The sequence below is a fragment of the Aneurinibacillus sp. Ricciae_BoGa-3 genome, from assembly GCF_028421645.1.
In the GTDB taxonomy this organism is placed as follows: Bacteria; Bacillota; Bacilli; order Aneurinibacillales; family Aneurinibacillaceae; genus Aneurinibacillus_B.
This window is the reverse complement of sequence record NZ_CP116888.1, coordinates 595,723-616,037: the sequence shown is the minus strand read 5'-3', so window position 1 is coordinate 616,037 and position 20,315 is coordinate 595,723. Positions and strand designations below refer to the sequence as shown.

General features: G+C 37.2%; 29 protein-coding genes. 4 read left to right on the top strand and 25 right to left on the bottom strand.

The window, feature by feature from the left end; genetic code table 11:
* Nucleotides 1–104 precede the first annotated feature (104 nt).
* The 3 genes from PP175_RS29030 to PP175_RS29020 all read right to left on the bottom strand — a co-directional run bounded on the left by PP175_RS29030 (nucleotide 105) and on the right by PP175_RS29020 (nucleotide 3,185).
* Nucleotides 105–257, bottom strand: coding sequence for a hypothetical protein (locus tag PP175_RS29030; RefSeq protein WP_272443729.1), 153 nt, complete (start codon nucleotides 255–257; stop codon nucleotides 105–107).
* 122 nt (nucleotides 258–379) lie between these two features.
* A complete protein-coding gene (locus PP175_RS29025) occupies nucleotides 380–1,651 on the bottom strand; it encodes an RNA-guided endonuclease InsQ/TnpB family protein (RefSeq protein WP_272443728.1) in 1,272 nt (423 codons plus the stop codon).
* A 172-nt stretch (nucleotides 1,652–1,823) separates the two neighbouring features.
* On the bottom strand, nucleotides 1,824–3,185 hold the full coding sequence (locus tag PP175_RS29020) for a WGR domain-containing protein (RefSeq protein WP_272443727.1): 1,362 nt from the start codon (nucleotides 3,183–3,185) through the stop codon (nucleotides 1,824–1,826).
* A gap of 195 nt (nucleotides 3,186–3,380) precedes the next feature.
* Here PP175_RS29020 and PP175_RS29015 point away from each other — a divergent pair, with 195 nt between their 5' ends.
* Complete coding sequence (locus PP175_RS29015) at nucleotides 3,381–3,767, top strand: DUF5362 family protein (RefSeq protein ID WP_272443726.1); 387 nt, start codon at nucleotides 3,381–3,383, stop codon at nucleotides 3,765–3,767.
* Between the two features lie 143 nt (nucleotides 3,768–3,910).
* Nucleotides 3,911–4,591, top strand: coding sequence for a Crp/Fnr family transcriptional regulator (locus PP175_RS29010; RefSeq protein WP_272443725.1), 681 nt, complete (start codon nucleotides 3,911–3,913; stop codon nucleotides 4,589–4,591).
* 56 nt (nucleotides 4,592–4,647) lie between these two features.
* Here the strand turns inward: PP175_RS29010 and PP175_RS29005 are convergent, their stop codons facing one another.
* The 3 genes from PP175_RS29005 to PP175_RS28995 form a co-directional block, all read right to left on the bottom strand.
* Nucleotides 4,648–6,573: an ATP-dependent helicase gene (locus tag PP175_RS29005; RefSeq protein ID WP_272443724.1), complete on the bottom strand. Its 1,926-nt coding sequence runs from the start codon at nucleotides 6,571–6,573 to the stop codon at nucleotides 4,648–4,650.
* 118 nt (nucleotides 6,574–6,691) lie between these two features.
* Nucleotides 6,692–6,976 carry a hypothetical protein gene (locus tag PP175_RS29000; RefSeq protein WP_272443723.1) on the bottom strand — a complete coding sequence of 95 codons (285 nt, stop codon included), beginning with the start codon at nucleotides 6,974–6,976 and terminating at the stop codon, nucleotides 6,692–6,694.
* Nucleotides 6,977–7,131: 155 nt separating this feature from the next.
* Complete coding sequence (locus PP175_RS28995) at nucleotides 7,132–7,533, bottom strand: hypothetical protein (protein ID WP_272443722.1); 402 nt, start codon at nucleotides 7,531–7,533, stop codon at nucleotides 7,132–7,134.
* Nucleotides 7,534–7,722: 189 nt separating this feature from the next.
* On the opposite strand from PP175_RS28995, the gene PP175_RS28990 reads away from it, so the two are divergent.
* The gene (locus tag PP175_RS28990; RefSeq protein WP_272443721.1) at nucleotides 7,723–7,998 is read left to right on the top strand and encodes a hypothetical protein; all 276 of its coding nucleotides are present in this window, start codon (nucleotides 7,723–7,725) and stop codon (nucleotides 7,996–7,998) included.
* Nucleotides 7,999–8,025: 27 nt separating this feature from the next.
* Complete coding sequence (locus PP175_RS28985; protein WP_272443720.1) at nucleotides 8,026–8,349, top strand: helix-turn-helix domain-containing protein; 324 nt, start codon at nucleotides 8,026–8,028, stop codon at nucleotides 8,347–8,349.
* Between the two features lie 64 nt (nucleotides 8,350–8,413).
* Here the strand turns inward: PP175_RS28985 and PP175_RS28980 are convergent, their stop codons facing one another.
* From PP175_RS28980 to PP175_RS28890, 19 genes are all read right to left on the bottom strand, one after another.
* The gene (locus tag PP175_RS28980; RefSeq protein WP_272443719.1) at nucleotides 8,414–8,857 is read right to left on the bottom strand and encodes a hypothetical protein; all 444 of its coding nucleotides are present in this window, start codon (nucleotides 8,855–8,857) and stop codon (nucleotides 8,414–8,416) included.
* A gap of 70 nt (nucleotides 8,858–8,927) precedes the next feature.
* Entirely contained in the window at nucleotides 8,928–9,125 is a 198-nt protein-coding gene (locus tag PP175_RS28975; protein WP_272443718.1) for a hypothetical protein, read from the bottom strand.
* A 32-nt stretch (nucleotides 9,126–9,157) separates the two neighbouring features.
* A complete protein-coding gene (locus PP175_RS28970; protein ID WP_272443717.1) occupies nucleotides 9,158–9,313 on the bottom strand; it encodes a hypothetical protein in 156 nt (51 codons plus the stop codon).
* A 289-nt stretch (nucleotides 9,314–9,602) separates the two neighbouring features.
* Nucleotides 9,603–9,737: a hypothetical protein gene (locus PP175_RS28965; RefSeq protein WP_272443716.1), complete on the bottom strand. Its 135-nt coding sequence runs from the start codon at nucleotides 9,735–9,737 to the stop codon at nucleotides 9,603–9,605.
* A 13-nt stretch (nucleotides 9,738–9,750) separates the two neighbouring features.
* The gene (locus PP175_RS28960) at nucleotides 9,751–9,912 is read right to left on the bottom strand and encodes a hypothetical protein (RefSeq protein WP_272443715.1); all 162 of its coding nucleotides are present in this window, start codon (nucleotides 9,910–9,912) and stop codon (nucleotides 9,751–9,753) included.
* 12 nt (nucleotides 9,913–9,924) lie between these two features.
* Nucleotides 9,925–10,116: a hypothetical protein gene (locus tag PP175_RS28955; protein ID WP_272443714.1), complete on the bottom strand. Its 192-nt coding sequence runs from the start codon at nucleotides 10,114–10,116 to the stop codon at nucleotides 9,925–9,927.
* Between the two features lie 155 nt (nucleotides 10,117–10,271).
* A complete protein-coding gene (locus tag PP175_RS28950; RefSeq protein WP_272443713.1) occupies nucleotides 10,272–10,616 on the bottom strand; it encodes a hypothetical protein in 345 nt (114 codons plus the stop codon).
* Between the two features lie 83 nt (nucleotides 10,617–10,699).
* Nucleotides 10,700–10,873 carry a hypothetical protein gene (locus tag PP175_RS28945; protein WP_272443712.1) on the bottom strand — a complete coding sequence of 58 codons (174 nt, stop codon included), beginning with the start codon at nucleotides 10,871–10,873 and terminating at the stop codon, nucleotides 10,700–10,702.
* 52 nt (nucleotides 10,874–10,925) lie between these two features.
* Complete coding sequence (locus PP175_RS28940) at nucleotides 10,926–11,468, bottom strand: DUF3267 domain-containing protein (protein ID WP_272443711.1); 543 nt, start codon at nucleotides 11,466–11,468, stop codon at nucleotides 10,926–10,928.
* Nucleotides 11,469–11,534: 66 nt separating this feature from the next.
* Entirely contained in the window at nucleotides 11,535–11,717 is a 183-nt protein-coding gene (locus tag PP175_RS28935; protein WP_272443710.1) for a hypothetical protein, read from the bottom strand.
* A 16-nt stretch (nucleotides 11,718–11,733) separates the two neighbouring features.
* Nucleotides 11,734–12,891 carry a DUF4317 family protein gene (locus tag PP175_RS28930; protein WP_272443707.1) on the bottom strand — a complete coding sequence of 386 codons (1,158 nt, stop codon included), beginning with the start codon at nucleotides 12,889–12,891 and terminating at the stop codon, nucleotides 11,734–11,736.
* Nucleotides 12,892–13,425: 534 nt separating this feature from the next.
* Nucleotides 13,426–13,641, bottom strand: a complete 216-nt coding sequence (locus tag PP175_RS28925; protein WP_272443705.1) for a hypothetical protein — start codon at nucleotides 13,639–13,641, stop codon at nucleotides 13,426–13,428.
* A 540-nt stretch (nucleotides 13,642–14,181) separates the two neighbouring features.
* On the bottom strand, nucleotides 14,182–14,493 hold the full coding sequence (locus tag PP175_RS28920) for a hypothetical protein (RefSeq protein ID WP_272443704.1): 312 nt from the start codon (nucleotides 14,491–14,493) through the stop codon (nucleotides 14,182–14,184).
* Nucleotides 14,494–14,677: 184 nt separating this feature from the next.
* On the bottom strand, nucleotides 14,678–14,821 hold the full coding sequence (locus tag PP175_RS28915; protein WP_272443702.1) for a hypothetical protein: 144 nt from the start codon (nucleotides 14,819–14,821) through the stop codon (nucleotides 14,678–14,680).
* 119 nt (nucleotides 14,822–14,940) lie between these two features.
* Nucleotides 14,941–17,397 carry a collagen binding domain-containing protein gene (locus PP175_RS28910; RefSeq protein ID WP_272443700.1) on the bottom strand — a complete coding sequence of 819 codons (2,457 nt, stop codon included), beginning with the start codon at nucleotides 17,395–17,397 and terminating at the stop codon, nucleotides 14,941–14,943.
* 247 nt (nucleotides 17,398–17,644) lie between these two features.
* Nucleotides 17,645–17,971 (bottom strand): hypothetical protein, encoded by a 327-nt coding sequence (locus PP175_RS28905; protein ID WP_272443698.1) that lies wholly within the window; start codon nucleotides 17,969–17,971, stop codon nucleotides 17,645–17,647.
* 183 nt (nucleotides 17,972–18,154) lie between these two features.
* The gene (locus tag PP175_RS28900) at nucleotides 18,155–18,460 is read right to left on the bottom strand and encodes a hypothetical protein (protein WP_272443696.1); all 306 of its coding nucleotides are present in this window, start codon (nucleotides 18,458–18,460) and stop codon (nucleotides 18,155–18,157) included.
* Nucleotides 18,461–18,715: 255 nt separating this feature from the next.
* A complete protein-coding gene (locus tag PP175_RS28895; protein WP_272443694.1) occupies nucleotides 18,716–18,928 on the bottom strand; it encodes a DUF3006 domain-containing protein in 213 nt (70 codons plus the stop codon).
* A gap of 10 nt (nucleotides 18,929–18,938) precedes the next feature.
* Nucleotides 18,939–20,312: a ComEC/Rec2 family competence protein gene (locus PP175_RS28890; protein WP_272443693.1), complete on the bottom strand. Its 1,374-nt coding sequence runs from the start codon at nucleotides 20,310–20,312 to the stop codon at nucleotides 18,939–18,941.
* Nucleotides 20,313–20,315: the final 3 nt, after the last annotated feature.

Genomic DNA, 20,315 nt, shown 5'->3' with positions numbered 1-20,315 from the left:
CTGTCTAGTGGTTCGTTGTTTTTCTCAAAACCATTATAGGCTGCTCACCTGTATATCACAACAAAAAAGAAGGGAATCATCCCTTCTTATGGCTCGTTCGTGTTTTACGAATGTTTTCTATCGGCAAAACCAATTTCTCCTTCTCCCAAATTTTTAGCGTATTCTTCAAAAATTTTACCGAGACGTTCCACTGTTTCTTTTTCGCTAAGATGGTTCACTTTGTAACCTGATAAAACCTCTTTTATCCTTTGCTTCATGACAAATTTCCAATAGTTATGTTTGTTCTCTTCCTTGAACCCTCCCGCCACTTAGCGAAGCTTGAAGTGGGGGATTCTTGTTTATACGAAGTTTGGTAATTAAGTTTCCTCCTAACCAATGGTTAGGAAACCCTTATTCGTATGGGCATGTCCAAGTTGCCTCTACTCTGTAAGGAACGAAGTGCCTTTCCTCCCAGGCTACTTTTACGTAGAATATTGAGTGCGCCATTGCAGTCTGCATTCAAGATGATTCCTTTCGCTGAACGATATTGACCACGACTGATGCGCTTGCCACTAAAGATATAGGGTTTCGTATTCCGTGCATCATATACTGGAATCTCATCGTCAGCAAAGAAATCCGCTTTGGACGTAAAACGCTCCTCCTGTTCGAGAAAAATGATGCCACTGGCTTCGCAAAGGTACTCTAGGTGATGCATCAAGTCACTCGTCGGTATCTGCACAAACGTTTGGTTATTTTGGCTTCCCATGTGACTTTTTAGTTTGATGCCTTTGTTGTGTCCGACTACCAACATGCCAATATCATGTTGGATACAATAATCCATAATGATTCTGGCTGTTTTATGGAGATAGTCTCGTACACGATTGTTTCGCTTTTGGATATGACGAAACTCTTTTTTCGAGAGAGAACGTTTAGCACCTAAGAGTTTATCTCGCACGGATTGCATTTTTTTGAGTTGCTTGTTGTATCCCTGGTTGATGGACTTTAACCGCTTCCCATCTATGATGAAACTTTTTCCTTGGTTGGTTACACATGTAGCGAGGTTGTCTACCCCAAAATCAATGGCAAGTACATGATTTTTGTTACATTCCTTTGGTGATACTTCCACCTCATAGGTGAACTGTATCTCAAAGAACCTTGCCTGACCTTTTGGCAGTATCCGAATTTCCTTGATGCGCTTGCCCTTCAAATTAGATGGTACGTGAATACTGACTTTCCCGTAATTTCGTTTGAATCCTGGAGACATGGGGATATCCAGTACACCGTTTTCCTTAATGCGAATTTGCCCAATAATGAGCGTCATCACCCCATCCTTTGGAAGATAGTGTGGGATACTGACTTTGGCATCATAATTCCCCTTTTTCTTAAGTTTGAGTAACCCAAAAAAGGATTGGAACGCACCATCCGCTTCCTTAATGATTTGCTGTGCCATGTTGCTGTTAAGTGTTTGGTAATTCTCGTTATCCTTTGAAAGATGGTAGTTTTCACCATAGCGAAGATACTCACCAGTCGCAAAGAAATGTTGACGAACGTTATATAACGCTACATTGTGTAGGTTTTTAGCCAAGAAACACAGGGTTTTCAATGCAACATATTCTTTTTTTGAAAGATGTTTCAGTTGTTGCCTTTGTGTTCGATAGACGACCTTGTTCAATTTGTTCACCTCCTTTGTGGAACACCTGCTGTCTATTATTTTTATTATTATAGCAACAGAAGAGAACGTACATAACAAACAGAGAAAGCGATTCAGCCCCCACTTACTTTGTTGAAGTGGGGGTATTCTCGCCGTTTTCAATAAATTTATTTAAATCCATTTCGCCATGTCCTTAATAGCGTTTGTTTTTCGGTTCGAATTCAATGATGTAGCGTAACTGTTGTTGGTTCTCACGGTAGATGATGTATTCATCATGCAATAAAGAACGTCCCTGAACGCCACGTACGCTGTCGTATCCCTTTGGAGGTTCTAGGAAGTAATGGGCATTTTCGACCTCATACACCTTTCCAAGAGCAACTTCTGCAATGAACATGAAGGCTGTAGGATACTTATTGATGGTTCCACCAAATCGACTGCAGGAATATTGGCTTGATTTCGTGGATTGAGAAGCAAAATAGATACCAGGTCCAAACATGGCCCCTGTAATGACCGTTTTCCCACCTAAACTGTTTGGTAAACGTAAATTGGTCGATAAGATACCTGGAAGGTTCGCAGAACGACTTCCGTGAAACAGTTCCTTCACATTGCCGTAGCTATCATCAAAAGCAGGCGCATTCTTTTGAGCCACGGTAAAAATGTTTTTCACCTGTAAATTAACATGGTGATGGCGACTCTCTGTACTATTGACGTAATAGACAAGCTGTTTATATTTCTCACTGTTCGGGTCAAGAATTCCAATGTCTGAATTTAAGGATTCATACTGTTTGTCGATGTTTGTATGGTCAAAAATAACACCACCCATACGTAGCGCATCCTCATAGAATTTAAGAATATCCATTTCTTCGCTAATTCGGTCTATGGAACAAATGGCAATTTGTTCAGGAGAAATTTTGCTTCCAAACACCTTGGGAATGTTGGCATAGTATTCGTTTGTGTAATTTAAAACATCCTGCACACTTAGTGAGCCTTTATAATTCACCATATCCGCAATGGCTTGCAGAATACTTCTCCCTTTCTCGATTTGCTTTGAACTTAGTTTTCCGAGTGGAGAAGCCCCGTCAGCGTTCATATCGCCTTTTACCAAGTGATTGAGTTTCTTGCCAGCTTCATCAAAGATTTGTTGAACAAACGCTTGAATGATGGGGTCAAGCTTGCTCTTTTTCTTTCTAGCGCGAGTGGTCTTTGGTTTAATCTCAGAGACATCAATTAACTCTTTTGCTTTATTGCTACCAGTGGAACTTTGGGCTAGTTCTACTTCTTTGTAGCCTTTTTTAATCTTGCTTTTCGCAATACTCTCAAACTCTCTTAAAGCAAGAGACAAACTATCGGTTTCACGGACTTGTTTGGTTGATGTCATCCCAAGTCGTCCGTAATCCGTGAACACACGATACCTCCCATTATTCTCATGCAATTCAATGGTGTAGTATTTATTGGAGTTTTTTATGGCATCCAAAAAATTAAGCGTCTTTTTTTCGATTACCTTGTAATTTTCAAAACCGCCATCACCTGTGTAAGCAAGGGCTGTTAATCCCATGATTTCTTCCTCCTGTATACGCATCGTCTTTTCATTTTCCATAATTTATTATATAATCTTTATAGACTATGGTCAATATTTATAGTTGTTTTATTTAAAGTGCATATAAAGAAAGCTAAGATGATTGGTTTCTAATTCTGAGGAAAAAATCTGCCTATCATATAAAAATGGCTTAATAAAGGTGGGAATAATATTATGAAAAAACAATTGAAGTCCTTGGCAAAATGGAGCAAATTTGTGGGAGTTATTGAGTTAATAATCGGTGCGCTACTTGCCTTATGTGGGTACACCGTCTTTTATATTGGGGCTATTCCTGGTTTGTTGCTCGTCATTTTAAGTATTCGCTTATTACGAGCCTCTAGAAGTGCCAAACGATTAAATTACAACCTGCGATTGATTCAAACTGAGGACGATATCTATGATGAAACACTTGGTTTAATGGCTTCTTACTTTCGACTACAGGCTTTCTATCTGTTATTTTTAATCCTTTCGTTAGTGGTATTGGTACTGATTGAGTTTGTTTACCATGTATCGATGCTTTCATTGATGTACAATCACTTAATAAAATTCCATATTTTTTAATGTCAACTGGTACTCTTTATGCAGATTTAATCGAATTCACATGTTAAAGTTGGGCATAATGTTCTATAATATCTATTGTCAATGAAGAAATCGCCAATAAAAATGCCAATTTTAAGGAACGACTTGATTTAAGGTGATGATAGATGGATATAGAACAATCTTTATTCTTATATGGACAATTAACAACGTATGAATTAGAAAAACGCCTACTTCCATTAAGTGAAAGAAGGACGATTCCTAAAGACACCTATATTTTAGAACAAGGGAGAAAATCCGATGAAGTTTATTTAATCTTGTCTGGTCTCGTACAAATAGGTGCGCTATCTTTAGAGGGAAGAGAATTGAACATGCGTTTATGTACCCCTTTTGATATCGTTGGAGCACTTGGGCTTTTTCAAAATGATGTGCATCATTTCTATGCCAAAGCCCTGGACGACGTAGAAGTTGGTGTGATTCCAATGGAAAAATTCCAACAGGAAATTATCGCAGATTCAGAACTTGCCGTTGAGATTATCAAATGGTTGACTTTACGGGTGAAATCCAACAAAGTTAAATATATAGATGTGCTATTAAACGGTAAAAAAGGGGAGATTTATTCAACCATCATTCGATTAAGTCAATTGTTTGGAATAAAAACCGATAATGGGATAGAAATCGATTATCCGATAACGAATCAGCAATTAGCTACTTATGCAGGTATGTCCAGAGAAAAAACCAACAAATTATTAAAAACCCTTCGAGAAAAAGGCATTATATCGATAAATAAGAACAAAATTACCATTCAAGACATCGCTTTTTTGTTTCATGAAATTCGTGACCATTAGCAATCATCATAGATAAACCAAAGAGTACCCGAATCGGATACTCTTTTTTGTATTTCCTATTTGACTTCTTCATAGAACGTGGAAGATATTTCTCGAATAAAACTTGATGGAAACATCGGTTTATAACTTTGGGCTTGCCAAGTTGTAAAGCTCAGATGAAGCTGTTTTTTCGCTCTTGTCACAGCCACATAAAATAAGCGTCTTTCTTCTTTGATGGATTCAACGTCTGTACGGCGCAAGGAAGGAAAAATTCCTTCATTCACGTAAGGTAGGAACACAACCTCCCATTCTAATCCCTTTGCTTTATGAACGGTTGTGATAGTGACGACTTCATCCCCCTGTTCTTTTTGTTCCACTTCATCGAGTATCATTTCACTCAAGAAATCCGACAAGTTACCGTATCCCTCCGCCGCCTCTAGCAAATAATTCACATCACTCATTCGCTCTCGGTAATCTTCTTCAGTTCTTTTTAAATAGGCATCATAATACTCTCGAAGAATGCATCGAATCATCGTTGCAATGGTCTTCTCCTCCACAATAGATAGCACAATGGACAACATGGTCGCAACCCCTGTTGAAGCATTTTTGGAGACTTTTATTTTGCCTAAAGCCGTTAAATCATAGCCCGCAGATTTATACCCTTCGAATAACTTCTCAATGGTTTTTTCTCCTATCCCTTCAAACAATCCCGCCATACGAATAAAGGCTGATTCGTCTTGCTGGTTATGGACAAAACGTAAAAACGCTAATATGTCTTTTACATGTTTTCGTTCAAAAAATGAAAAGCCAGCTAAAAGCTTATAAGGTATTCCCTGTTGGCGAAACACCTTTTCAATCGTTCGAGTAAGATAATTTGTGCGAAGCAGAATCGCCATTTCTTTAAAAGAAACGCCGTTTTTAGCATGTTTACGAACCGTCTCTGCTATATAATCGGCTTGCTTGTAATCATCTTGTGTTTCATGTAAGGTCGGTTTATTTTTATAAGGTAAATAAGGGGTGATTTTGGCTTTCTTCCCCTTCTCAAAATTATGGTTTATCGAGTTTTCCGCAAGATGCAAAATGGCGGCGTCTGACCGATAGTTATGCGTAATATAAAGCACCTGACTTGTTCGATGTCGCTTTTCAAACGATTCAATATACTGGACATTAGAACCTCTCCATGAATAAATCGCTTGTTTTGCATCTCCTACGGCGAAAAGATTATGATTGCCTTTGTTTAATAACTCAATGATTTCATATTGAATTCCATTGATGTCCTGGTATTCATCTACGAGTATATACGGAAATTGTTTTGAAATCTTTTTGCGTATTTCCTCATTGCTTAAAAGTACATGAAAGTTAACGAGTAGGTCATCAAAATCCATTCCACTTGCTTCTTTTTTGCGTGTCACATAGGCTTCAATAATTTCAATCATGCCCAATAGAATGTCATACGGAAACTCGTTTTCCTCTTCATTTATCACTTCATACGATAGCTCTCTATTAATCGCACTGGAATAATAATGATAAATCACTTTTTTATCAGGAAATTTACTTTTAGCAATCCCATTCTTTTTCAAATATTTCTTTCGTTCTTCTTCAATTAAGCTTTTCGCATCATCAGGGTCTAGAATAGAAAAGTTCTTTTTGTATCCAATGTATTCCGCATATAAACGAAGAAAAATAACGGCTACATGATGAAAGGTTCCACCCATGATTCGCACCTTTTTTCCACCGAGCATTTCTTGTACTCGTTCTATCATCTCTCGACTGGCTTTATTGGTAAACGTGAGAAGCATAATATGGTTCTGTGGCACTCCTGTAGCCAACAAATACGCAACTCTTGAGGTTAAAACCCGTGTTTTCCCTGCGCCTGCGTTGGCTTCCACTACCGTATCCATTGCTTCTGCCATCACTGCTTCAACTTGTTCATCATCTAACATCTCTGCTAATTTATAGACACTAATTTCATTGGATTCATCTAAAATACTGCTAACTGCCATCCCAACACCTTCTTTATGTATTCTCCATAATTTTTCTATAATCTATTTTATCATGTTTATTGACTATAAACAATTATTGTACAAAAAAAGAAGAGGCTTTTAACCCTCTCCATTTACCTTATCCCAAACGTAATGCGGGATTGCTATGCACTTTACTACGGAGTGAACGAATGGTTCTGTCTTTTAGTTCTTTTTCTTCTTTTAACTGAAGAATCAATCGTTCATTGCCTTTTATTTGTATTTCTTTCGCCTCGATTAGTTCATCCTTTTTACGTAACTTTTCCTCGTTTTGTTTTAGCCTGTTTTCCATCTTCACAATGTAATTCATGAGATAGAGACAATATAGGGATACCCCTATTCCTATGACACCTAGTAAACAACTTAAAATCAGTATCATAGACACAGCTATGCGTCACCTCCTTTATTTATGTACTATAAACAATATAATAGAACATCAATAGCTTTTCAATGTGTTTTGTGTCGAACAAAGAGCTAGTCTTTCCTTAATGAATTCAAAAACTCGCCATCTCATGATAGCGAGCTTTGTCTCTATTTCCTTTAGTTGGCTTCCACTAAATTTCTTAGTAGGGTTATCTGAAAAGATGTACGTGAAACCAATTCATCGTGTAAAGCTCTCTTACTGTCTACCTTTTCAATCCATTCATAATGACCATAATGCTCCATTACTTTTAAAGCCAGTTCTCTATTGGCATAAAGACCAATATTGTTCATAATCCGTACTATTTCTTTTTCTTCTTTTGAATAATCTTTGAGTTCGGCATCCATATATTTCAACTCATACTTCCCATCGTTTAATGGTGTAATCACCACAAACAAATAGTTGGTGTCTGTAACTTTACTACTCCATTTGTTTGGCACAACCATCTTCCAGGTAATCGGTCTTCTTTTCTTTACTGGCTTATTTCTCCAATTCATCTTTTGTTCTTGTACCTGATTCAAAGTGATTGCACTCCCCTTTTTTTAAATATCTAACTAGAAACCTGTTTCGATTGTGTTTATAGATTATATTCTTCCCAAGAGAATCACATAAATCCTAATATCAAAACCAACCCCGTTGCATGATAAAGATTGTTCAATTACTTTTGTGCTGTTAAAATAATAGGAGGTTCACAAGAGAGGACACTGTCAATGAAGGATAAAACGTTTCGACATAGAAAAACAGGGAGAGTAATAACCGCATTAGGACAGGGTTTGGAAGAATATCGAAGGTATGTGCAAGAGCATAGATGCAATGGCGATATGTCTCCAGATGAATTTTTATTTTTGCTAACCAGAGAAGACTTCATTGAGGTAGGCTTAGAAGAACCTGAAAATAATGAGGAATACGAAGAATTAAATGTTGAACATCTGTATGCAAAAGATACAGGATTCTTCCCTGTTACACAAAATCAAAGTTACAGATAAAAACCGTCATTTCTACGGAGGATTTTTATGAATACCATTGGAGAAAAAATCAAGAACCTCCGCATTGAAAAAGGCTATAGCCTACGGAAATTAGGAGAAAAAATCAACGTAGACCATAGCCACTTATCAAGAATAGAAAATGGTCTAAAAACACCAAATCTTGAATTGCTTGATACGCTTTCGAAAGTCTTTGATGTAGATATCGCTGACTTTTTTCAAGAAAAGGAAGATGTCCTGAACAAACCAAAAAATGATTGGCTTTCTTTCGGTGAAGAAATGGAAAAAAGAAAGTTAACACCAGGAGAGATTATCAAAATGGTGGATGTTGTTTTATCTTTGAGTAATACATAAAATGAGACACAGGTGGTATCCTGTGTCCTTTATCATGATGGCTATTCTTGGTGTATGGTTCGATTTAAACGTTGTGATTAACTTTTGACTCAATCCATTCCAATTTAATTGCCCCAAAGTATTGGCTATCACTTAACCGATGACCTTCTGGAAGATAAGGCGTTAATTTTTTGATTTGGTCTTCTTCATTATGCATTTTTATGGACTTATCCTCAATGCTGAAGTTTACGCTGTGTTTTTTGTGTAAGTCCTTTTCATTGGGTTTGTAGTGTCCTACTCGCTCGACACGAAGCTTATAAAAGGATTGGTCACTTAGTTTCTTCACAATGTCAAAAATATTCCCTGAATGGGTTCCTAAATCCTTTGTGGTTCTTCCCTCTTCATCGCCTTCTGTTGTTACCTTCCAAACACCAAACACATCGAAATTCTCTTCTTCCAGTTGTTTTAATCGAGCTTCTTTTTGCTGTAATTCTTCTCGTAATTGTCTCATTTCATCCAATGCGTTCATGAGATTTATCCCTCCTCTCTTTGTTGTAATGGTCAATCCTAATTCTCTTGTTCAATCCGAACCAGGCTAGTTACCATCCACCTAGCACCACGAGTTTTTTAATGGATTCATCTAACCACTCAACCTCTACAAAAACGCCACCAGCGTGAACCACTCGTCCTCTCGCTTCAGGTTTCAAAGTATTCGGCTCACAAACAATATCTCCTAACATAAAATCCGATATTACTGGTACGCCATTAATCGTTGATGTTCGTTTGACTCGTTTCACGTTGATATTCCCCATTCTTCCAGTATAGTTCATTAAATGTTTTCCATTTTTAAGAATGAATCTATTTTCAATATAAAAGGAAGCATAACTTCTTTCACTTTTTGGAATATATCATCCATGTCGATGTTTCCCTTCTCGTCCAGGAAGGAAGATAAATCCTCCACATACTTTGCCTTCATTTGATACAACAAATCCTCCCTCAATTTTCGCCTGCTCCATTGCATCTTCTAACTTCGTGAATCTATATGGCGTTTCGCTTGATTCCCATGTATAGTAATCCTCACGCTATGTAACTTGTTATATCCACCCATACATTTGTTAAATCTGGCATGTCGTTCCCCCTCTATATAGTTGATTAACTCTACCTATCTTTAATCAGTGAGTAAGTTTAATTTATTTCTTTAATGGTAATGAATTAAGTTCAATGATTTGATTGGATGGATAGGGTTTATCATGGATATAAACAGCAATACTATCTCATCCATAGCCCCAAACGCCACTATATGCGGTTGGTTGTTTACTAATAAATCCTGTTTGTCCATCAGGCAACCGTATCTCTTTTTTACTCAAAAACCAATCTTGAACAACTGACAATCTTTGCTCCCAACTCACCTTTTGCTCCCCCTTAGATGTATTTGGTGATTTTGGTCTTGATTTCAGCTTTCGGTTTTTTCTTAAAAATTATTTGAGAGATTTCTATCGCTTGTTGATGTAATTCTTCTAAGGAACCTCGAATCCCCATTGAATGATATGGACTTCCATCCACATACACGAACATCATAAACATGTTTTGTCCTCCTTAATTTTCTTTTAACTGATTCACCATACACAATGGATACTGCAGTGATTCATCACTCACATCATAAATTCGGTCATTAAAGGCAAGATGCTGATATCCCTGTTCTTTCGCTAATTTAAAATGTTCCCGAACATCCTTGCCAAAAGCCTCACTATTTAATGCATCATATACCTCTCTGCCAAACAATTTCAAGTTTTTACCCTCCTTTTTGTTTTCCGTGTATGCTTTATCTCTTTGTTTTTGACAGTCTTCACAGACCCATGTATTTGCTGATTTTCCACAGTCAATGCAATGACATTCACACATATGTCACACCCCTATAATTTTTTAATGGAACATCCACTCACTTATGGCGTAAAAATAATAGGCTTTTTCATCATTGACTTTGTTTTTATTTTAGTAATTTCTCGTTCATAATGAACTTCATAGAGTCGATTACATGATTCGCAAAGTCGAATTTCCAGTGTAAGATGTTGCTCATACTGGATGGTTTCTGTATCACGATGACAATAGGTACAAACGGTTGCATCTAAAGTTTTAGGCGACTCTGCTACACCCAATTCCTCTTTTGTACGATTCAACATGGTGAGCATATAATCAATACTGACATGCTGTTGACCACCAATTTTTTGGTGTTGCTTTAAATCCAAAATCAACAAATCTAATTTTGAATAGACAGTCTGTTTATTCATATACCGCTCCTTAGATAACACAATTCTATCATATATCTTAAACTTAATATTGTAAATTATTTTTTACACATGTGGAAATGTATCTATTGTTTAAATCCAATGTATTCTTCATGTTGATATATTTCTTCTTCGTCTATGCTTACTTTAACAACCAAATAGCGTGAGTCCTGAAAATCTCTTTGGTCTACCACTATTTTTATCTCCTGATTTTGAAACATCTCTTTAAGAGCCTGCTTCATCATTCCTGTGACATCCATTTTGTCTCTCCTTTATCCCTGCGCTAAGAAGGTATCGTCTACCTACCTCCTCTTACGGTTTATAAATATTCATGTTTACATTTTCTGTTTCAAAATTAACGAATATCGGAGATTTATGACGAAGTAGCCGATAAGACACATAGATATCAATGGAACTTTCGAGTAGGTTAAAAAGAATATTTGCATACAATAAAAACGGCACATACGAAAAGGTCATCAACAATGACATGAGAACGGTGAGGAGAATTACAGGAGATAGAAGAATAATAAGCATTTGACGTTTGGTGAAATATAAATCGGGATTCATTTGGTGAATAAAAACTGCCCCTCTTATCCATTTCACATCAAGCTGTGTTTTTCCTTTTCCAATTGCATAAAAAAATCCAATATGAATCATTTCATGAAAGAAAAACACAATGACCACAGCAATCGGTATCAACAGTATCTCGACAATATGAGAAGGATTCATGTAGGTCGCAATCGGAAATGGGTGAACGAGAAAGACGAGGTATCCGATAATCGCTGATACAAGGAGAGTCAACAATCCGCCTACGATTGGATTTTCGGTTTGTTTAATTTCATCTATTTTAGTCACATTTACACTCCTTTCAAAAAAGCACAGGAAGGGAAGAACCTCCTGTGCTTCTCAACTATTAAAACGCTATTCGTCTTCGATTATCCGCCTGACTTTTTTAATCCCTGTGCTAATACGTTGCGCCATTTCCAAAACATGTTTTCTGTCATCAACGTTATTAAACAGAGAACCCAAATCACCATCCATCGTGAGTAAAATGTCCGTTACTTTTTCAATTTCACTTTGTGGAAACCCAATGATTCTTCGCATGTTAAATCGACCTAACTTACAACCGTTCAGATTGGAGCTTGAAGTTTCCGATGTTTACATCTTCATCGAGTTCAATAAGTAAGCACTTCTTACCTTGATGGTTGATAATTTGGCGAACATTTTTCAAGTCTTTTGGACTTAACTGTACATTTGCGGTTTTGGTTGTAATTTTTACGGATTTTGAGGTGAAGTTTGGAATCAAACTGGTTGATTTAAATTCGTAGCCCTCTTTCTCTACGACTTTTTTGAATACTTTCTCTACGTTATCCGTATTTTCAACACCACTGACTTCCAGAAGACGTTTCACATCATGGACATCCAGGGTTGGTGGTTCCTTATCTTCATACCCTTCGACCATCTCATTAACTTTCTCGTAAATATTCGAAAGGGTTTCAGACGCTACTTTATCACCCAATACACCCGTTAACACTTTATCAAAAATATCTTTCTCTTGGCTGGCGGTCATGGTGTAGTTGCAAGTAAGTACGTTTTCAATGAAATAAGGGTTAGGTGCATCTGCTTTCCCAGCGGAGTAAAGGACGTGATTCGCATCCGCTTGGTTTTCGGTAAAGGCAGGATACATAAATCCTTCCAGTGGACTGGTGAGGTTAATCAATGCGTCAACCACTGAATTTGACTTAAATTCCTTTTCCGTGAAATCAAACAGGATGGCTTTTTGGGGTGTAGCAATCTTATTTACACTGCACAAAATAAAATCAAAGCCATACACTTCATCCTCTGCCGCCTCTTCTGCTTCCTCATTTTTCTGTTTCGTTGGTTTGAAGTATTCAGCACGAATAAATGTAAAGACGACATCCGTTTCATAGCTGAATTCTTTATACATTTTAGCAACAAGCTCATTCATGTTAAGTTTCCACTCTTCTACCTTTGCTTTTAAACTGCGAAAGAGAAGATGTTGGCTGTTTTCTTCCGCATCTCGATTAAATTTCAACTCAAAGAGTTTGGAATCTAACTGACCCGATAACACCTTCTTGAAATTGGCGAGGAACAGAACTTGTTGTTCATAATCGAGCATCTCGAAAATCTGACTCTCGGCATGAATGATTTCGCCTGTTTCTTTTTGTGTGTATACGTTGTAGATTTCCTTTACTTTTAAAGCCGTGTTATCTGGTTTAAATTCCTTGCGAATACGAGCCACATCTTTTTTATTCATATATGTACTACCTCCGTTTATATTTTGTTTATAGTCTATATATGTATGTTATCACCATATAAACAATATGTAAATAAAACGTAGGCTATTCTTTAAATTTTTTTGTCTATATTCAAAAATATATACTTTATTGTTCCACACAGAAAAGCTATAGTCTTAAACCATAGCTTTAGTTTATTTTCCTTTCTCTTTATGATGGTGATAACCCAACCATATGCCAGAAGCAACAATGAGAGGTGCAATACTGATTAAAAACCCGATAGAATAAGGTTGTATCATTTACATTCATATACTTTATTCATCTCCTCTTATTTTTTGTTTATATTCTATGTAAATGTGACAATTTTATGAATAAAGGCAAGGATAAGCTTCTCATACTCAATAAAAAAAACCATAGTTTTTAGACTACGGTTGAACAGTTTCGTTAGATTGTTGTTTTCTTATCAATCGGAGCAATAATTTGTATGGCAGGCAATGACGATGGATTTGAATTACGGAGTGCATAGAAAAAGCCTCAAAGAGGCTTTGTTATTTTCAATCAAACAAACTTTTCTTATCGCTCAATTTGCAAAGCTCTTTAAAAACCTTAGAATTTGGTTCATCGCTGTATACATCCAACCATTCATGAATAACCTGTCTCAATTTACTATCAATAGTATCTAAAATTTGTTCAGACATATCTCCCTTTGCTGATTCATCTGTCCTTCTATATCTTTCTAAACTGCTTTTAGCCAATACTTGATTCTCCAAAATTATTCCCTCCTAATTTTTGATATACCTATTTTTACTATACCATGAGAAAGTTTTTTAATTTAAAAAAAGCGGAAACATAGTTCCGCTCTTCCCTATTGAGATTAGTATTCAGTTATCATTCTTCAGACAATTTACGATATCCAAAAAATGCAACCGCCCCAATCGTAACCATAATCCCCAAACCTACTAGCATAAAAGCTTCTTGCATATATAAGTTAATCATTTATTATTATCTCCTTCGTACGTTTTTCCGTTTGTGTTGCTCTATTCCCTTATTATTCCCATATAATTCCTAATTATGCTATCAATCCAATGTATTTAATCCGCTCCTTTTGACAATCTGTTTCAATCAAACACCTGTTATGTGAAAATCTCTTTATTATACGCATGTTGTATCAAAATAATTGAAGGAACTCTTCTGAGTAGTATTCTTATGTATTCATTTCATAATGACTGACAGATATTTGTTAATTAAAAAAACGTACAAAACCGTTTAAATCGGGGTTGTACGTTATATATTCTCTTGCTAATATCGGTTTATTCCTTGGACAAATCTGATTGATTCAAATGTGCATTTATGCCTTTATCAAAATTATGGGATGGGATACCCTTCACAAAAATCCCATCATCTATATGTTGTGTCCCTTTTATGCTTATCGTCATTTTATCATCTATTACCTGATGATTTGTGTTTGAAACAAGCTTCATTGAAGATGGTATCTGGTTGTTCCACCGTATAGGCGGGTCGATAAAACGCATGTGTTTGTGTTGAATAAAAGCTTGCATCGTTAGAATAACAGCAATAATGACGAGGATAGAAACTATGATTACATTAACAGCTTTCTTCATGTCTTCCCTTCTTTCTCCTATAATCTCCTCCTCCATTTTTACATGTTTGACTATAAACAAAAAGAAAAAAGGCGTTCAACCTGGTTTGATACCAAAGTTTGTTGGTTAAAACCTAAAGGGTTCATAGTATGAATCGTTTAAAAACAAAAAAAAGAAGAGGCGACACTGCCTCTTCTTGTGCTTCTTACTCTTCCTCCAATAAATCATCTGGAATCCATTCTTCCTTTTTCGGTTGAGATGCGGGTATCATTTCTCCCAATTCTATTTTAATTCGATAACTGTCTTCTGTTTCAAATGGCATTTCATACGCTTGATTTTCATCGTTCATGAGAACTCCCCCTTAATATGTAAAAAATGGTTCCGATATTTTTAATTATAACATCCCATTAATGGTTGATAAAAGGATGGAATAAGAAAAGAGCTATGTGAATTCATAGCTCTCGTCTTTTATTCGGTAACGTTTAGTATCCAATTATTCTCAGCTCCACCATTCAGACTGTTTCGATGTAATAACTCTTGGTAAATGGTGTATTTATTCGCCGTATCATACCAACCGACAAGTGGTTCAGAAATATATCCCGTAGTTGTCCATTTTGTATCAGGGTTGGTCGATGCGATTGATTTTTGGTCTTGTATATTCACCGCATCAAATTTTATACCCGTAGCCTGGGCATTTACCTTAGAGGCTTCTAATACAATGGTGTGCGTACCTGCATTTAGTGATAACGTCGCCGTGTTAGAAGGGAGCTTCAAATCCCCTTTCGATAAATCTTTCATTCCCTTAATCCCATTGTTATAAACAACTGGTTGATTATCTACATAAGCAATGGCAACCCCATTGACACTTGGCATCGAAAATTTAACCGTAGATGCTTTATCAAGTGTAAAATTCGTTTTGAATAATGCCATTCCGTCCTGATGATTCGGTGCTTCTTTGGTGGAGGTTAACCACAAAGCCCCGTCGATACTGTCTGCTTGCTTGTTAAAACCATTGGGATTCATAACAGGAAGTTGTGACCAATAGTAAAAGGGAACAAACGTATCCGAACTGTAGTCCGTTGATGGCATAAAAAAGGCTTTATTCTTACTTATATCTGTTACTTTCCCTTGTTGAATGATTCTTGTCGGGTCATCAATGTTCGCTGGAAGAAGATAAGAGCCAATAAATTGAGGCATAGTAGAAATAATAAGAGGGGATTTGGTTTTAATATTGCCAATTGAAGCCGTGAAGGAATAGGTCTGGTTTGCCAACGGTGTAAACACCTTTGTAAATTTTCCTTCTTTGGCAGTGACCGTATCGATTTTTTTTGCGCCTTGCCAAATCGTTACATCGGTATCATCCGTCACCCGATTTCCGCCCCCATCGACTACACTTCCTGAAAGTTCAACAGACTTTCCTGGCGTTATATTCCCAACTGGATTAAACAGAATGTTACTTGCGCCATCTGAGCGCACATCAATCGTTGCGGTATCAGTTTTGCCATGATTGTACGTAAAGGTAAGCGTCATGGATTCGGAGCCACCAACATTTTGTTTGAGCTTATCTGGTGCTATAAAATCAAAGCTGAACCGCCCCTGATAGTCAGTTGAAGGACTTGCCAGTAATTTACCATCCGCATTATAAACATCAATCGTGATAGGCAAGACGGTATTTCCATACTGGTCTTTAACAAATCCAATGATTTTGGTTGTTTTCCCTGCAATAACTGATTGCGTTTCAACTGTCACCTGACTCGCTTCATCAGGTTTTAATGTTATCGTTTGAGTAGATATCGTATTTCCATTTGATAAGAGCGACACATTCACACTTTGGGTTGTCCCTTTTTTGGGGTCCAGATTACTTGGAGCATTCAGGTTAATGAGATATTGCCCGTTTTCATCGGTGGTTCCTGTTTTGCTTACACCTCCATCTGAAAAACTAACCGTCACATCAGAATTTTTTAATGGATTTCCATACTGGTCATGGAGTTCTCCTTTAAAGACAAGCTCCGCTCCAGCCACAAATGTATCTCTATCAGGAACCATTGAAACGGCAACCGCTTTTCCTGCTTTAAAAAATACATTAAGTGTAATCGTCTTGCTATCACTTTCATATTTTCCTTTTGTTTGTAGTGTAATAGAGACAGCCTGTGCTTTATGATTGCTAATCGGAATACTTGCTACCCCATTTAATAAACTTACACTTTTTAAAACATGAAAGGTATCGGAAAGCGACGTGTTATCCAGTGTCTTAACATCTGTAATAGACACTGTCCCTTCTGAGGCAGTATTGCCATAATCATCTGTGGCACGTAGCGTAATAGTAGCTCCATCCGTTACGATGGGTGAGTTCGTAGACAAGGTAGCTTTCCAATTGGAGGCTTCTCCTACTTCTGAACCTGTTAAAAATTGAACGCCTGTTACGGCATCATTATCAATATGGGTAAACAGTTGGGCATACCCACTCATGCTTGATTGGGCTTGATAATTAGTGACCACATTTCCAACTAAAAGATGGGCTGTATACTTGGTGTTTCGTTTTAATGGAATATGGTTCGCATTCAAGGTGATGGCATTCCCGTTATCTAACCGTGTTAACATTTGGTTATCAGATGTAGCCAAGTAGAAATCCATGCCATCTGTGATAAGAACGCCAACTTTTGCTCCTTGTTTAATTTGATTGTAAACTGAATTTGATGATTGGGTACTGGACGAAACAATAAAGGAGATTGGCATATCAGGGCGAACCGTTTTTAAATTTTGAACAGAAACATTGCTACTGATATAGGGGGAAGGATGGTCTATTAGAGAAGCATATACAGGATGGACGGATAAAATGCTGGATGTAAGAAACGTGGTACTCAATAGAGAAGTCATCCACTTCGATTTATTTCGATGGTTATTTGATAATTTGCTTTTCCTCAAGCAAAAACACCTCTTTCCTTTGTCTTTTTTATTGTTATATACAAAAATAAAGTGAAAATATCGTGGAATAGGTTCAATTATCCTAATGGGTTGAACTCAGAATATCCATTTTTGATGTTTTTTTCAATTGTCTTGGGTGCTTACAAGGTGTGACTAGTTCTTGTCTTTTTCATATTTATTTATGTATTTTTTAGCAATAAGGATAACAAACAATTAAAAAAGCATGGGGAATTTCCTCATGCGGTCGTTATTTGTCTTTATATTCTAGGAGAATGCTTATCGTTGACCCTTTGCCTACTACCCTTGAATAGTAGTCTAAGGTTTTATCTCTTCGAATCTGCCAGTCGTGTACCCTGTCCTCGATAAACACGCCTTCATGATGTTTGAGATGTAAGGCTTCCAGGTCTCCCCTTTCTATTTTTGCACCAGTAAACGGATTAAACTTGTTGCAATCCCACATCTTTTCTTCATCATATACTGTCCAAAGACGCTCTATTTGATGTTTGTCCACATCAATGCCAAAAGAAAGTAAATCAATAAGCTCACCCACTACAATCTCAATCATTTTCCTCATTTTCCTTACTCCGCCTTCCAAAAACGTTTGAATTCAAACCGCAAGATTTTTGTTAGTATATTTTATACAGAACACATTGGATTATTTTCTCTATGTAAATTTAAAAAAAGCCCTTTATTTGATAAGGGCTTTCGGAATCAATCTTTATACGTGTTGCGTTTTGACCGATACAATATGTATGGATTAATTACGTATTCTGGAATAAAACGAAATGGGTTGTGCTTCGGTTTTCGGCTTTTCTGTTTGTTTCATTGTAGATTGAAGTTGCGTTAAATTGCTTTCGCAATGTTTACATACCTTACCTGTTGTAATCGGTGTCCCACAAGATGTGCATCCATAGGATACTTCACTACCTCCTGCAGATTGTAAGCGACCTTCACGGAAAAACTTCGTAATGAGTTCAACGGAAACGCCTGTTCCTTCCGATATTTGTTCTATTTGGGTCACTGTTTTATTCTTTTTGAGATACTTCTTCACGGTTTCAAACATTTGGTCTTCTTCCTTTAAACAATTCGGGCAAATGTTCTTCACCGTTTTATTAAATAGGTTTCCACATTTTTCACAATTTGATATTGCCATGATTCTTACCCCTTCATAACATTATTATTGTAAATATATTATATTACGTTATTGTTATATAGTCAATTATTTTTTACATTTTTATATAATTCACAAAAATACTTTCCACTGGATAACAAAAAAGGTATACCAGTTTTTTCTGATATACCTTTACAATTGCGATGTTTATTCCCACATGTCTTTTGTAAGTTCTTCCATTTGTTTTTTGCGTTTTTGTGTTTCTTCTCTATCAATAACCACCTTATCTCCTTCGATTATCAAGACATCCCCTTCCTCTACTTCTTTTGGAACCTGCTCACGCTTGAGATTGAAAGTGGATTTGTCTTCCTTTTCACAAACCACAAGGTCTTCTTCAAATCGGTCAACAATAACTCTCATAACAACCTCCTTATTTTGGGGTAAAGGATGTTTGTGTCGTATAAGTATGTCCATTCGATTCTACACTTACATCAACATTGACGGTGAAACCAGGAGTTGCTCGGCTAATACGTACAGGAATGGGACTTCCCGTTGTGCCTGTGTAGACGGTATCCTTGGTTTTATAATGGAACGTAGCTGTAAAAGGTGCGCCAGTCGTACCCGTAACGGTTAAATGAATGGTTTGATAATCATGTGGTTGAGTATCATCAATACTAGCCTCAATACTACTTACACTTTGTGTCTGTTTTGGTGAAGAAACAGGAACTTGTTGAGTTTGTGGTGTAGGAACCTTTGCTACATGGGTAGCAGGAGACACATTTGTTACATGGTGTTGTGTACCTGTTGTTGCAGACTTTGGTGTCGTCAGTCGATTTAGAGTCGTAGCAATTTGTGTACTGGTTTTGGCAGTCTCAAAACGAATCGTATTGCCATCAGTAATGGCTTCAACGGTTCCCTGTTCATCTGTTCTAAATGTGTCAACATGGTTGGCATTTAGACGACTTAAGACTTCATCTGTTGGATGTCCATAATCATTCCCTTCTCCAACGGAAATCACCGCATACTTTGGTTTTACCGCATTCAGAAACGCTTGACTGGTAGAACCTCTTGAACCGTGATGCCCAACTTTTAATACATTTGCTTGAAGTAGCTGTCCTGATGCAAGCATATCCTGTTCGGATAATATTGGTGCATCACCTGTAAAGAGAAAGGTTCCGTTTTTCCCGTAGGATAGGCGTAACACAGCAGACCAAGGATTGGTGTCGGAGCCGTATGCTTTAACGGGAGCAACAAAGTGCGCATCTACACCATCCAGTCCCAAGCTCAGTCCAGCTTTTGCTTCTTTCATTTTTAACCCTTGTCTTTTGACTCCTAATATAAAATCTCGATACGTTTTCGTGTTACTTGTCACTTTCGGTGCGTAAACACTATCCACCTTAATATCATGGAGTACCGAGTCAAGACCCCCCGTATGGTCGGCATCTGGGTGAGTCGATACCATAGCGGTAAGCTCATTAATATGTAGATTTTTCAGGTCATGGACAACCGTGGCTCCCATCTGGTTATTCCCACCATCAATGAGTACCGTTTGACCTTTGGGTGTCTGAATGAGAATACTATCGCCCTGCCAAACATCTAGGTAATAAACTTTCAATTGCCCTTGGTTTGCAGAGGTTGTCATTTTGTTGATACTTGCCGTTGTTGTATCAGCAGGCGCACTCGTAGCGGCTGTTTGTGAGTTCGTATAGTTATTATCAGCACTCGCATTGGTGTTTCCGCACCCCATTAGGGAAACACTCATTAGGAGACTTGCACCTATACTCCAAAGCTTATTTTTTTTCATTGA